This window comes from Pararhizobium capsulatum DSM 1112, from assembly GCF_030814475.1.
GTDB classification, from domain to species: domain Bacteria; phylum Pseudomonadota; class Alphaproteobacteria; order Rhizobiales; family Rhizobiaceae; genus Pararhizobium; species Pararhizobium capsulatum.
Genome location: NZ_JAUSVF010000001.1, coordinates 4,134,673 through 4,148,247, shown reverse-complemented (window position 1 = coordinate 4,148,247; position 13,575 = coordinate 4,134,673). Strand labels below are relative to the sequence as shown.

Here is a 13,575-nt window from a genome sequence, read left to right as displayed (position 1 = left end):
AGCACCGATCGTTCAACACGGAGAATGCGGCAATGGCAAACAACATCTATACCATCGATACGCTAGCCAGGAACACCAAGACAGTGACGCTGACCGATACGTCCGGCACCGATTGGCTCGTCTTCAATGGCGTCTATTCCAAGCAGACAGATATTCGCCTTGCCTGGGAGACAGATGCAGGCGTGGCAACCTCCGCATCGGGGATGTATTTCAGCAGCGGCAATGTCGCGTCGCGTCTGATCATCAAGGGCCAGATCGAAAACGTGCGCGGCAGCGACGGGTCGGATTTCATCCAGGGGAATGAACGCAACAATATCCTCTACGGCGATAAAGTTGCCGACGGTGCGGGCGGTGCCGATGTCATCTGGGGTGGCGATGGTCATGACACCATCTACGGCGGAGCCGGAAAGGATGAGCTGAAGGGCGGCAACGGCAACGATAAGGTCTATGGCGGTGCCGATGCCGACAATATTTCCGGCGGGGCCGGTGTCGATGTCATCGAAGGTGGCAGCGGGGCGGATACGCTTTCCGGCGGCGGCGATGCTCGCGACAAGCTCTCTTACACAAGTTCCAATGCTGGCGTGAATGTAAAGCTGACTTATGGCCAGGCCACCACCGGATCCGGTGGACATGCCCAGGGTGATAAAATCACCGGGTTCAGCGATGTATCTGGCTCCGCTTTTGGCGATCATATCAGTGATACCGTCTCCGATACCATCGCCTTTGGCTATAATGACAATCGGTTCTATGGGGAGGGCGGGAACGACACGCTCATCCTCGGCGGCGGCAGCGACCGCGGTTATGGCGGCACGGGCAATGACTATATCTCGGGCGGCAACGGGGACGATTTTCTTCAGGGCGATAGTGGCAACGACATCTTGAAGGGTGGAGCAGGCAGCGATCGGCTGTTTGGCGGCGCTGGCGCCGACGATCTTTACGGGGGTTCAGGGAAGGATGCGTTCCGATTTACCAGTGCAGCGGATTCAAAGATTGCCGCCAGCGGCCGCGATACGATTTTTGATTTTTCGCAATCCTCCGGAGACCGCGTCGATCTTGGTGCGATCGACGCCAAAAGCACCGTGTCGGGCAATCAGGGATTTTCCTTTATCGGTACCGACGCCTTCTCCGGCAAGGCCGGGGAATTGCGGTATACGAAGGGCAGTTCCGATACCTATGTCTATGGCGATACGAACGGCGACACGGTTGCCGATTTCGCCATTCATTTTGACGATGCAATCGCCTTGAAGAAGGCAGACTTCATTCTCTAGATTTGCCGGGGTACCGCGCTTTTTTCAAAGCGCGCTGGCTCCTTAGCGCAGCAGCGCGAGATCGAACCGATCGACATCCTCAAGCAGTTCGATGAAGCCGCTGACGGCATGCTCGATCAGCGTTTCACCGCGCTCGGCCGTCGCTGCCGTTGCATTGCCGGCCACGCCTTCGTCATTCAGATCTTGCATCTTCCATCCGAATGCGTGGGGTCCGTAGGCGCGCAAGTGCCGGAAGTCGTTCGCAAACTGGTTCTGGCGGGAAGAGAAGTTTGCGGCCTTCTCAATGCCTACGCGATCAGGAGCAAGCGCCAGCATCACTGACGTCTCTATGTCGCCGCCGTGGATGTCGATTGCTTTGTCGGCAGGGTCGATAAAGCCCTCGGGCTGACCGAAACGGGTCCAGCTTGTAGCGACAGCCAGCATATTGAACCGAACACGGGCTTCGGTCGCGACGACAGTCATCAGCGGCGCGTTACCGCCATGGGCATTGAACATCACCATCTTGCGGATCCCGAGTGCCGACAGCTCCTCGGCAATGCCCAGCCACCGCTCCACAGCTTCGCTGTAGGAAAAGCTGCGGGTGGCCGGAAAATCCAGATGTTCGATGGAATAGCCAACGGGCTCTGCCGGCAGAAAGGTGACGGGCAGGCCGGAAGGCAGGCGGGCGATAGTCTTCTCGACAAGGCCTTCGACGATGATCGTATCGGTCTCAGGGGGTAAATGCGGCCCGTGCTGCTCATGTGCTCCAAGGGGCAGGACGGCGATCCACTGCGCCCGTTCCGAGGGGAGCAAGGCGTAAACGTTGTCTTTCCAGATAGGTGCCGGCATTGCCATATGTAAGCTTCGCCTCTGCTTCGGCTTGCGGTTTGCGTGTCATTCGAGTCATACAAGTCAAGGAAGGCCGCGCAAGCATTTTGCTGGAGGATCAATGGGAAAGAAAAGCAAGGCCGAAAAGAAAGCCAAGGGCAAGAAGAAGCATGAGTTGACGGCCGGCACCCCGGACCTCGCGTCGGCGCTGGTACAGGCCGCGCGTTCCATGCGGACGGTCCTGTCGCGCAACCTGCTTGAAAGCGGACTCTATGCCGGCCAGGATGGCGTGATGCTGTCGCTGGCCGAGACAGACGGTCTGACGGCGGGTGCGCTCGCCGCGCGTCTCGGCGTGAAAGCACCGACCATGACGCGCACGATCGGTCGCATGGAAGCGCAGGGTTTCCTGGAGCGGCGCGCCGATGCGGATGATGCGCGTTTGACAAAGGTCTATCTGACGTCGGTCGGGCGTGATCGTCTCGATGGCATTGAAGCAGCCGGCAAGGCTTCCGAGGAAATCGCCATACGAGGTTTGAGCGACAAGCAGGTGCGGACGCTGATGAAGTTGCTCAGGGCGGTCGATGGCAACCTGCAGGGTGTCGTGTCGGAGGAGCTGGAAGACGAAAATTGATGATTGCCGCAGTCATTTAAACAGTTTAAAGAGAATTTAAAAAGACGGATATCCGCACCGCGGGGCGGGGGAGGGAATTTGGCCCAGAAGATCAAGCTTTCGACGATCGCCGAGACCCTCGGCGTATCGACGGCAACTGTTTCGCTTGCTCTTCGCGACAGTCCGCTCGTTGCAGCTGTTACGCGCGACAAGATCAAGGAACAGGCGCGAGCGCTGGGCTATATCTACAACCGGCGTGCAGCAAGCTTGAGAACGTCGCGTTCGGGAATCATCGGGGTCGTGGTTCACGACATCATGAACCCGTTCTACGGCGAAATTCTCAAAGCCATCGAAGCCGAGCTCGACCGTGACCGGCAGACTTTCATTCTTTCCAATCACTACGATTCCGTCGAGAAGCAGCGTGCCTTTATCGAAACGCTGCTGCAACTCGGCGGCGACGGCGTCATCATGTCGCCGGCGATCGGCACGCCGCCGGAAGATATCCAGTTGGCGGAAGACAATGGCATGCCGGCGATCCTCGTCGCCCGCTCCATTGAAGGTCTGGATGTTCCGATCTTCCGTGGCGACGATGCCTATGGCATTTCGCTTGCAACCAACCACCTGATCAGCCTTGGCCATCGCGTTATCGCCATGGTCGGCGGAACCGACCAGACATCGACAGGCCGCGACCGTTATCAGGGCTATGTGATGGCCCTGCGCAAGGCCAATATCGAGGTCGATCCGAACCTGCGTATTCCTGGCCCGCGCACGATGCAGGGCGGTTTCGAGGCGGCCGTCCATCTTTTGTCGCTTCCACAAAAACCGACGGCCGTCGTCTGCTGGAACGACCTTGTGGCGATCGGCATGATGAACGGTATTGCCCGCGCGGGTCTCGTGCCCGGTCGCGATGTGTCGGTCACGGGCTACGATGATCTTGAAGACGCTTCGATTGCCACGCCGGCACTGACGACCGTCTGGAACGGACAGGCCGAGGTTGGCCGTAGCGCGGCGCGTGCCCTGCTCGACAAGCTGAACGGCAGCCACGAGCCGGATGGCATCCACCTGATCAAGCCGGAAATGCGTATCCGGCAATCGACCGGTCCGCTGAGAACGACCCAGCAGGACTGAAAATCCCCATTTCATTTCCGGAGATCCACCATGGCTCAACAGCGCCCTATTGTCCTCGTTCCCGGCAAGATGAGCCAGCGTGTTCTCGATCGCTTGCCTGAGACGTTCGAACTTGTGCGGCTTGCGTCCGCCGATCCGGCGTTGGTGACAGCTGAAGATGCCGCCCGTGTTTCCGGCATCGCAATTCAGGGCAAGCTCGCCAGTGCGTTTATTGACGCTTTTCCAAAGCTCGAAATCATTGCCAGCTTCGGCGTAGGCTATGACGGTGTCGATGCCGCTCATGCAGCATCCCGTGGTGTCGCCGTCACCAACACGCCGGATGTGCTGACAGACGAGGTTGCCGACACGGCGATCGGGCTTCTGCTGAATACACTGCGGCGGTTTCCGGTCGCTGAAAACTATCTGCGGCAGGGCCGCTGGGCGAGGGACGGAGCGTTTCCGCTGTCGCCCCTGACGCTCAGAGGGCGCACGGTCGGCTTTTATGGCCTTGGCCGTATCGGTCTTGCGATTGCTCACCGGCTGGAAAGCTTTGGTGTGTCGATCGGCTACCATACCCGCAGCAAGCGGGAGGATATCAGCTACGCCTATTATCCGACCTTGAAGACGATGGCCGATGCCGTCGATACGATGATCGTGATTGTGCCGGGATCGGAAAGCACGCGCGCCACGGTCAATGCCGATGTGCTTTCTGCGCTTGGGAAGAACGGCGTCCTGATCAATGTCGGGCGAGGCAGCACTGTCGATGAGAAGGCCTTGGTCGAAGCATTGGAGCAGGGCGTCATTGCGGCCGCCGGCCTCGACGTTTTCGAAAACGAACCGCATGTGCCGGAAGCCCTGATGACACTTGAGAATGTGTCGCTCCTGCCGCATGTCGGTTCTGCTTCGGAAGCGACACGCAATGCCATGGGTGATCTGGTGGTCGATAACCTGATTGCGTGGTTCGACAAGGGTGAAGCCCTGACACCCGTGCCGGAAACACCGTTCCGGCGCAGCAAGTCCCAAGCTTAAGCCGTGACTTTCGCCTTGCTGTCGGCATAGGCGCGAACGGCCTCACCGAAGGCGGCAAACAGCTTATTGGACGGCGTGTCTTTGCCGACCCAATATTCCGGATGCCATTGCACGCCAACGGCAAAAGCCTTGGCTCCGATCACGGATACGGCCTCCACCGTCCCGTCCTCGGCCAAGGCTTCGATGGCGAGTTGCGGTGCAGCCTTGGAAATCGCCAGTCTGTGCAGCGAGTTGACGCGCACTTCGCCGGCGCCCAGCACGGAAGCAAGGCAACTGCCTTCCTTCACGAGAACTGTCTGGCGGATGCCATAGGCCGTATCCAGCTCGGGTACATCAGGCTTGCGATGATCCCATATGCCGGGCTGCTCCTGGATGTCGGAGGCGAGTGTCCCGCCCAGCGCGACGTTCAGTTCCTGAATACCGCGGCAGATTGCGAGCAGGGGAATTCCCCTTTCCAGAGCACGTCGGACGAGCGGCATGACGGTCGCATCGCGTCCGATATCGAATGGCCCGTCGAGGTCGCGCGCTTCTCCGTCGCTGTAGTATGACGGGTGAACATTGGTACGCGAGCCGCTCAGCAGCACACCATCGACCCGGTCGAGGATCGCGTCGGGGTCATTTCCGGTTTCCAGGGCCGGAATCAGAAGAGGCAGCACCTCTGCGCCTTCGACGGCGGCACGCACATATTGATGCGGGACCGCATGCCAGACATTACCGTCGAACGCCCTGAAATCGGCGGGAATTACAACAAAAGGCTTTGCCATGACATGGCCTCCGGAATGCTTCGTCCATTCGATATGATCATTCGCCTAGCCTATTGCCAGTCAGGCGGCAAGCGAGCCTTCACCAAAGTCTCGATTTCACCGTCAGATCGCGTTTCAGCGAGGAGGCCGAGATTGGATAATCTGACCTTGGAAACGCAGCAATCATTTCGAATGTATAGCTGGCCGTTGCCGCCAGACCAGGCAGTGGCGAGTACCCTTATGCCGCAGTCTTTGGCGCGGGTTTTCGTTGCGCTCTCACGTGGCTTTGTGTAATGGCAATTCAAGAGGTTGCCGGTGCAGAGCTGCTCGGTGTCCCGAGGTTGAATATGAGAGACCACGCCGCCGCCTTGCGCGTGCGTTGTCTGATGTCAGGGAGATAATGGACAATGGCTGAGCATCATACCGGACCGCTCGAAACCGGCGCACCGATGGACTACTCCGAGCATGAGAAGACCTACAACTTCTTCCTGACCGCAACGAAATTCGGCACGGTCTTCTGCGTTTCCCTGCTGATCGCAATGGCTGCCGGCTTCTTCACCAGCGCCGGTTTCTTTTCGGCCTTGGTTCTGTTCATTCTCTTGAATATCGCCGGCTTCGTGCTGCTGCGTTAAGCAATTCCAAAATCTGGCGGGGGGCTGGCGCGGGAGAGAGCGCGCCTGTCCTTTTGCGGTCCGGTTCCGGGCCATGGGGCGCGCGTCGATCTGAAGGCGCGGGCGGAGGTTGAGTACGGTCGCAGGCACCTTTGTGCCTTCTGAGCGTATGTCGTGAGGAGGGGGCATTGACTGAAACTGTATTTATCGCGCGGGAAATCGATCCCGGCGAAGGCCGCGTATCGGCATCGCCGGAAACGGTGAAAAGGTTGACGGGGCTTGGCTTCGACGTCGTCATCGAAGCAGGTGCGGGTTTTTCCTCGCGTATCCCGGACAGCGAATTCGAAAAGGTGGGTGGCCGGATCGGCTCTGCCGCAGATGTGGGCTCTGCCGATGTCGTTCTGAAAGTTCGCCGGCCGACCTCTTGCGAAATCTCCACCTACAAATCCGGCGCCATTGTTCTTGCGGTCATGGACCCTTACGGCAACGATGATGCCCTTGCCGAAATGGCCAAGGCCAACGTTTCGGCTTTCGCGATGGAACTGATGCCGCGCATCACCCGCGCGCAATCGATGGACGTTTTGTCGTCGCAGGCAAATCTTGCCGGCTATCAGGCGGTCATCGAAGCTTCCCATGCCTTCGATCGCGCCATGCCGATGATGATGACAGCTGCTGGTACGGTGCCGGCAGCCAAGGTGTTCGTCATGGGCGCGGGGGTTGCCGGTTTGCAGGCGATTGCGACAGCACGCCGCCTCGGCGCCGTGGTCTCTGCAACCGATGTTCGCCCCGCTTCCAAGGAGCAGGTCGCTTCACTCGGTGCCAAGTTCATCGCCGTCGAAGATGACGAGTTCAGGGCTGCTGAAACGAATGGCGGCTACGCCAAGGAGATGTCGAGGGACTATCAGGCCAAGCAAGCCGCTCTGGTTGCCGAGCATATCGCCAAGCAGGACATCGTCATCACCACGGCGCTGATCCCCGGCCGTCCGGCGCCGCGGCTCGTTACCCGCGAGATGCTGAGCAGCATGAAGCCCGGCTCGGTCGTCGTCGATCTCGCCGTCGAGCGCGGCGGCAATGTCGAGGGCGTGGTTTCCGGTGAAACCGTTGACGTCGAAGGCGTGAAGGTCGTCGGTTTGCCGAACCTTGCCGGCCGGATCGCGGCTTCCACATCGCTTCTCTATGCCAAGAACCTCTACACCTTCCTCGAGACGCTGGTTTCGAAGGAGACAAAAAGCCTGGCGCTCAATCTCGAAGACGAACTCGTCAAGGCGACACTTTTGACCCATGGCGGCGCCGTGGTTCATCCCGGCTTTGCGCCGAAGACGGCAGGAGATGCGTGATGGCCAATGAACTTCTCGACAAGGCAGTCGCCGATCTCGACCGCGCGGTCGAAGCGGTGCGCACCGCCGCCGAATATGTGCCGGACACAGCGGGAGCTCTGGCCCACGGCGTCTCGGGCGGCGCAATCGATCCTTTTGTCTTCCAGCTGGCAATCTTCGTTCTGTCGATCTTCGTCGGCTATTACGTCGTCTGGTCGGTGACGCCGGCGCTGCACACGCCGCTGATGGCCGTCACCAATGCGATTTCGTCGGTCATTGTCGTCGGCGCACTGCTGGCCGTCGGCATCTCGCTGTCTGGTCTTGCCACAGGCTTCGGCTTCATCGCACTGATCCTCGCCTCGGTGAACATCTTCGGCGGCTTTCTCGTGACCCAGCGCATGCTCGCCATGTACAAGAAAAAAGACAAGTGAGGCCGCGCTAATGTCACACAATATCGCTGCCTTCCTTTATCTCGTCTCCGGCGTGCTGTTCATCATGGCGCTGCGCGGGCTGTCCCATCCCACAACCTCGCGTCGCGGCAATATGCTCGGCATGACCGGCATGGGCATTGCCATCGTCACGACGCTGCTCCTTGCAACGCCGTCCTTCGGGGGTCTTGTTCTGATTGTACTTGGCCTTGCCATCGGCGGCGGCGCGGGTGCCTATATCGCTCGCTCGATCCCGATGACCTCCATGCCGCAGCTGGTTGCCGGCTTTCACTCGCTGGTCGGCCTTGCCGCCGTGCTGGTGGCGGCGGCGGCTCTCTATTCGCCAGCCTCCTTCGGCATTGGCGATGTCGGCGAGATTCATCCCCAGGCGCTGGTGGAAATGGCGCTCGGTGTCGCGATCGGCGCACTTACCTTCACCGGCTCGATCATCGCCTTCCTGAAGCTCGACGGGCGCATGTCCGGCAAGCCGATCATGCTGCCATTCCGCCACGTCATCAATGCCGTGCTTCTGGCGTTGATCGTGTTCTTCATTGTCGGCTTGGCTGCCTCTGAAAGCCATATGGATTTCTGGCTGATCGTCATCCTGGCGCTGGCGCTCGGTGTGCTCCTGATCATTCCGATCGGTGGCGCCGACATGCCGGTCGTGGTGTCGATGCTGAACTCCTATTCCGGCTGGGCTGCTGCCGGCATCGGCTTTACGCTTGGCAATCTCGCGTTGATCATCACCGGCGCTCTGGTCGGCTCTTCCGGCGCGATCCTGTCCTATATCATGTGCAAGGGCATGAACCGCTCGTTCGTCTCGGTTATCCTTGGTGGTTTTGGCACCGAGAATGGCGCCATTGCCGATGATGGCGTCCAGCGTACGGTAAAACAGGGCTCGGCCGATGACGCGGCCTTCCTGATGATGAACGCCTCGAAGGTGATCATCGTGCCCGGCTACGGCATGGCCGTCGCCCAGGCGCAGCATGCGGTGCGCGAGCTTGCCGACAGGCTGAAGGCAAACGGGGTCGAGGTGAAATATGCGATCCACCCGGTCGCCGGCCGCATGCCGGGTCATATGAACGTACTGCTCGCCGAGGCCAACGTGCCCTATGACGAGGTCTTCGAACTTGAGGATATCAACTCGGCATTCGCGCAGGCTGATGTCGCCTATGTCATTGGGGCCAACGACGTTACCAACCCGGCGGCGCGCGACGACAAGACCTCGCCGATCTACGGCATGCCGATCCTCGACGTCGACAAGGCCAAGACCTGCCTTTTCGTCAAGCGTTCGCTCGGCTCCGGCTATGCCGGCATCGACAACACGCTGTTCTATAAGGACGGCACGATGATGCTGCTCGGCGACGCCAAGAAGATGACCGAGGACATCGTCAAGGCCATGGCGCACTGAGATTGCGATCCGCTACAATGCAAAATGCCCGCGAAGTCGCGGGCATTTTCATATGTGCGATAGATCCGGGATGCCCTCTCAGCCGAAACGTGAAAGCCTGTAAGGCGCCAGCATCTCGGGCTGCGGCTCACCAAGTACTTCGGCGGCAACGAGCCGGCCGACAAGCGGTGCCAGCGTCACGCCCGAGTGCATGACGGCGGCATATAGCCCGTCACGCCCCACCGGCCCGATGATTGGCAAACCATCCTTCGGCGTGGGGCGATGCCCCACGGTATAGAAATCGAGTTCGAGGCCCGCGTCTGGCAACATCGTCTGCACGGTCGCAAACAGTTCTTCCGCTGCCTTATCCGGATCCGATCCGGGGTCGGTGCCACCAAAGTCACTGCCTGCAACGATCCGGCCTTCCGCTGTCTGGCGGATATGCGCCTTCTCACCGATGACAAGGCCGTTCAGAACCTTCCCGGTTGGCCGGGAATGCACAAGCAGCCCCGGCGGCGATTCGATCGCGACGTCGATTCCTGCGGTTGCAGCCAATGCTGCCGTGCCAGCGCCGGCAGCGACAACGATGGTGTCAGCTATGTGATCTCCGTCAGATGTCACCAGTCCGCGAATACGGTTTCCATCCATGATCAGAGAGCGCACGTCGATACCCGTCAGGATTTCGGCGCCCTTGGAACGGACATCCGCGATCAACGCCTCCGCTGTGGCCAAGGGATCGGCGGCGCCTTCATTCGCAGCGTGCAGCGCAAAATCCGGCAGGCCGGCCAGATGCGGCTCCAGTCCGGCGATTTCATCGCGACTGACCGCGCGGATGCCGTAGCCCCAGCTGCGGTGCTCTTCGGCATAGGCCTTCAATTTTTCAGGCGGCAGATCCCAGCAGAGGCCGCCGCAGGCTAAATACGGGATTGCGGGAACGGCCGCTGCGAGGCGGTTCCATTCCTCCATCGCGCGGATGCGAAAACGGAAATAGCTTTCGCTGTTGCCCCAGCTGGCGTTGATCCATGCGAAGGACCTTGGTGTCGCCACGCCGCCGCGCGCATTTGAAATGACTGTGACCTTGGCGCCTGCTTCGGTCAGATGCCATGCGATCGACGCGCCGATGATGCCGGAGCCGACGACCGTTACTTGTCTGAAACCCATGCCACAAAAAATCCCGGAGAATGAAAACTCTCCGGGACGATAGGATGCCGCTCTCGGGCAAGTCAACGCTTGGCATTTGCGCGTCGATCAGGCGCCTGCGTTGATGCGGTTCAGACCGGCGCGTGCCGGCTCGTATTTCGGATCGAGCTGCAGCGCGTGCGAATAGGAGCGCTTCGCCTTTTCCTTTTGGCCCTGACGCTCATAGACCAGCGCCTGATTGGCCCAGGATTCGGCGATCTTGCCGTTGAGATTGATGGCGGTGTTGAAATCCGCAAAGGCATTGTCGTTGTCGTTCTGGGCGACATAGGAAATGCCGCGGCCGTTATACGGCTCGGGTGAGTTCGGTGCGAGCGAGATCGCGGTCGAGAAGTCCTCGATTGCCTGACCGTGCTGGTTGCGTGCCTGGTAGATCAGGCCGCGGTTGTGATAGGCGCGGGGATCGGTCGTATCCAGTTCGATCGCCTTGTTGAAATCGGCGAAGGCGGCATCGAGCTGGCCTGCCTGGCGATAAAGATTGCCGCGGCCGATATAGGCGACGTCGTAGCGCGGATTGAGCTGCAGGGCGCGGTTATAGTCCGCCTGCGCCTGTGCCTGGTCGCCCATGTTGCGCTCGACCAACGCGCGATTGGCGTAGGCCTGATAGAACTGAGGATTGAGCTCCAGCGCCTTGTTGAAGTCGGCGAGCGCGCGGCGGAATTCGCCGGCGCGGCCATAGGCCGAGCCGCGGACGTTATAGCCTTCCGGGTCGCTCGGGTTGGCAGCGATGACGTTCGAGAGGGAGGCTATGTTCTGCTCGGAGCCCTGCTCGCGCTCAACGCGCATCATGGTGCTGGAAGTGTCGGCCGACTGGCAGCCCGAAAGGCCGATCGCAGCCACGGCCAGAAGACCGGCAAGGCCCATGAGGCGGCGCGGGGTGAAGGAAATAGTGCCGGAAAAATCCGCAGTCCTGGCAGTCGATGTCAAGATCGATTCCTCATTTAAGCGATGCTCGTTACACATGTGTCGGGCGGTAGTCCGCGAGAGCCATGTGCACTTCCAGTGAAGAGCGAATCGGGAGCATCGTCCTCGATGCTGCGCTCCATGTCCGAAGACATTATGGCGCTTCTTGCGCGCCGCCGCCATGGCCGAATGATCGGTTAATGGGGCTTTTGACGGGAGAGCCCGTCAGATACAGAAAAGGCGGTGGCGACACGTCGCCCCCGCCGGGTATTGCCTCGAGTGGTCGAGGGTGCAGATTAGCGTGCGCCAGCTGCTGCTGGACGGGGACCGGCGATGAGGCCTTCGCGCTGCATGCGCTTGCGGGCCAGCTTGCGAATGCGACGAACGCCCTCAGCCTTTTCACGAGCGCGCTTCTGGGAAGGCTTCTCGTAATAGTCGCGCATCTTCATTTCACGAAAGATACCTTCGCGCTGCATCTTCTTCTTGAGTGCGCGAAGCGCTTGATCGACATTATTGTCGCGGACTAGTACCTGCACGTTAATCCCGTTCCTTTGTTCGGTTGTGAGCCTCATGAAGTCAGGTCGACGAGGCAACAAAATTCTGTTTGCAGAGCCCTGAGGCTGTACAATTGGTGGGTGCCGATACCAGATCATCCGGCCAAAGTCCAGCCGCCAGACGTGGGCGGGAGCCGAAAATTGCTGACTTGCTCGCAATTTCGCGGCGGAAGGGGCATGATGCTGCCTCAGTCAGGCAAAACGATCGGGAACTTGGCGATGTCGCAAGACGCGCAGGACGCGGCGGATTGCGTCGCAAAACAGCCGTTGCAGACGGCCGCGATTTGCGATTTCTAACGGCGACAGAGAATTCCCAGGACGGACGGAGTTTAGAGGCGGATGCGCAAATATTCGGTTTTTGCCGTGGCTCGCGAAGCGATGCGTGGCCACAAGGGTTGGGAAGCGCAATGGACATCGCCCGAGCCGCGCAAGGAATATGACGTCATCATCGTTGGCGGCGGCGGTCACGGCCTGGGGGCTGCCTATTATCTTGCCAAGGAGCACGGCATCACCAATGTAGCAGTGCTCGAAAAAGGCTGGCTCGGCGGCGGCAACACCGGCCGTAACACCACGATCATCCGGTCCAACTATCTCTATGACGAGAGCATGGACATCTACGAGCACTCGCTGAAACTCTGGGAAAACCTCAGCCAGGAATTGAACTACAACGTCATGTATTCGCCGCGCGGCGTGATGATGCTGTCGCACAACGTCCATGATCAGCAGGTGTTCAAGCGGCATATCCATGCCAACCGTCTCTACGGCATTGACAACGAATGGCTGACGCCCGAGCAGGCGCGGGATTATTGCCCGCCGCTCGATATTTCCGCCGGCGCCCGGTATCCGATCAATGGTGCGGCCCTTCAGCGTCGCGGTGGCACGGCCCGCCACGATGCCGTCGCCTGGGGCTATGCCCGTGCGGCCGCAGACCGCGGCGTGCACATCATTCAGAATTGTGAAGTGAAGGGTATTCGTCGCGGGCCCAACGGCGAAGTGACGGGTGTCGATACCAACAGAGGCTTTATTGGCGCGAAGAAGGTTGGTGTTTCAGCGTCCGGTCACAACTCCGTCGTCATGGCGATGGCCGATGTGCGTGTGCCGCTGCATTCGGTGCCGTTGCAGGCGCTCGTTTCGGAGCCGATGAAGCCGATCTTCCCCTGCGTCGTCATGTCGAACACGGTGCATGCCTATATCTCGCAGTCCGACAAGGGCGAACTTGTCATCGGTGCGGGTACGGACCAGTACAATTCCTATTCCCAGACCGGCGGTCTGCAGATCATTACCCATACGCTGGATGCGATCTGCGAACTGTTCCCGATCTTCCGCCGCGTCAAGATGATGCGCCAATGGGGCGGCATCACCGACAACACGCCTGATCGTTCCGCGATCCAGGGCGTGACCCCAGTTCAGAACCTGTTCGTCAATTGCGGCTGGGGCACCGGCGGCTTCAAGGCGACGCCGGGTTCGGCCAACCTCTTTGCCCATCTCATCGCCAAGGGTGAGCCGCATAAGCTTGCTGCCGGCCTGACACTCGATCGCTTCCGTTCGGGACGCCTGATCGACGAGGCGGCTGCGGCTGCCGTGGCGCACTGACGAGGTTTGATATGTGCGT

General features: G+C 60.0%; 14 protein-coding genes. 9 read left to right on the top strand and 5 right to left on the bottom strand.

The window, feature by feature from the left end; translation table 11 throughout:
• Nucleotides 1-32 precede the first annotated feature (32 nt).
• Nucleotides 33-1,268 (top strand): calcium-binding protein, encoded by a 1,236-nt coding sequence (locus QO002_RS19945; RefSeq protein ID WP_307232843.1) that lies wholly within the window; start codon nt 33-35, stop codon nt 1,266-1,268.
• A 42-nt stretch (nt 1,269-1,310) separates the two neighbouring features.
• On the opposite strand, the gene QO002_RS19940 is transcribed toward QO002_RS19945, so the two are convergent.
• A complete protein-coding gene (locus QO002_RS19940) occupies nt 1,311-2,102 on the bottom strand; it encodes a creatininase family protein (protein ID WP_307232841.1) in 792 nt (263 codons plus the stop codon).
• Nucleotides 2,103-2,196: 94 nt separating this feature from the next.
• On the opposite strand from QO002_RS19940, the gene QO002_RS19935 reads away from it, so the two are divergent.
• The 3 genes from QO002_RS19935 (at nt 2,197) to QO002_RS19925 (ending at nt 4,821) form a co-directional block, all read left to right on the top strand.
• Nucleotides 2,197-2,706 (top strand): MarR family winged helix-turn-helix transcriptional regulator, encoded by a 510-nt coding sequence (locus tag QO002_RS19935; RefSeq protein WP_307232839.1) that lies wholly within the window; start codon nt 2,197-2,199, stop codon nt 2,704-2,706.
• 78 nt (nt 2,707-2,784) lie between these two features.
• Nucleotides 2,785-3,813 (top strand): LacI family DNA-binding transcriptional regulator, encoded by a 1,029-nt coding sequence (locus tag QO002_RS19930; RefSeq protein WP_307232837.1) that lies wholly within the window; start codon nt 2,785-2,787, stop codon nt 3,811-3,813.
• Between the two features lie 30 nt (nt 3,814-3,843).
• Entirely contained in the window at nt 3,844-4,821 is a 978-nt protein-coding gene (locus QO002_RS19925; protein ID WP_307232835.1) for a 2-hydroxyacid dehydrogenase, read from the top strand.
• Here the strand turns inward: QO002_RS19925 and QO002_RS19920 are convergent.
• A complete protein-coding gene (locus QO002_RS19920) occupies nt 4,818-5,585 on the bottom strand; it encodes a gamma-glutamyl-gamma-aminobutyrate hydrolase family protein (RefSeq protein WP_307232833.1) in 768 nt (255 codons plus the stop codon). The genes QO002_RS19925 and QO002_RS19920 overlap by 4 nt on opposite strands.
• 386 nt (nt 5,586-5,971) lie before the next feature.
• On the opposite strand from QO002_RS19920, the gene QO002_RS19915 reads away from it, so the two are divergent.
• From QO002_RS19915 to QO002_RS19900, 4 genes are all read left to right on the top strand, one after another.
• Nucleotides 5,972-6,196, top strand: a complete 225-nt coding sequence (locus QO002_RS19915; RefSeq protein ID WP_307232830.1) for an aa3-type cytochrome c oxidase subunit IV — start codon at nt 5,972-5,974, stop codon at nt 6,194-6,196.
• A gap of 167 nt (nt 6,197-6,363) precedes the next feature.
• Nucleotides 6,364-7,512 carry a Re/Si-specific NAD(P)(+) transhydrogenase subunit alpha gene (locus tag QO002_RS19910; RefSeq protein WP_307232828.1) on the top strand — a complete coding sequence of 383 codons (1,149 nt, stop codon included), beginning with the start codon at nt 6,364-6,366 and terminating at the stop codon, nt 7,510-7,512.
• Nucleotides 7,512-7,922, top strand: coding sequence for an NAD(P) transhydrogenase subunit alpha part 2 (locus tag QO002_RS19905; RefSeq protein WP_307232826.1), 411 nt, complete (start codon nt 7,512-7,514; stop codon nt 7,920-7,922). Before QO002_RS19910 ends, QO002_RS19905 begins: the two co-directional genes overlap by 1 nt.
• A gap of 10 nt (nt 7,923-7,932) precedes the next feature.
• Nucleotides 7,933-9,330, top strand: coding sequence for an NAD(P)(+) transhydrogenase (Re/Si-specific) subunit beta (locus QO002_RS19900; protein WP_307232824.1), 1,398 nt, complete (start codon nt 7,933-7,935; stop codon nt 9,328-9,330).
• A 78-nt stretch (nt 9,331-9,408) separates the two neighbouring features.
• On the opposite strand, the gene QO002_RS19895 is transcribed toward QO002_RS19900, so the two are convergent.
• The 3 genes from QO002_RS19895 to rpsU form a co-directional block, all read right to left on the bottom strand.
• Nucleotides 9,409-10,470, bottom strand: coding sequence for an NAD(P)/FAD-dependent oxidoreductase (locus tag QO002_RS19895; protein WP_307232822.1), 1,062 nt, complete (start codon nt 10,468-10,470; stop codon nt 9,409-9,411).
• 87 nt (nt 10,471-10,557) lie between these two features.
• The gene (locus QO002_RS19890) at nt 10,558-11,370 is read right to left on the bottom strand and encodes a tetratricopeptide repeat protein (RefSeq protein WP_307233555.1); all 813 of its coding nucleotides are present in this window, start codon (nt 11,368-11,370) and stop codon (nt 10,558-10,560) included.
• Between the two features lie 335 nt (nt 11,371-11,705).
• The gene (rpsU, locus tag QO002_RS19885) at nt 11,706-11,945 is read right to left on the bottom strand and encodes a 30S ribosomal protein S21 (RefSeq protein ID WP_307232820.1); all 240 of its coding nucleotides are present in this window, start codon (nt 11,943-11,945) and stop codon (nt 11,706-11,708) included.
• 357 nt (nt 11,946-12,302) lie between these two features.
• On the opposite strand from rpsU, the gene QO002_RS19880 reads away from it, so the two are divergent.
• Complete coding sequence (locus tag QO002_RS19880; RefSeq protein ID WP_307232818.1) at nt 12,303-13,556, top strand: sarcosine oxidase subunit beta family protein; 1,254 nt, start codon at nt 12,303-12,305, stop codon at nt 13,554-13,556.
• Nucleotides 13,557-13,575 lie beyond the last annotated feature (19 nt).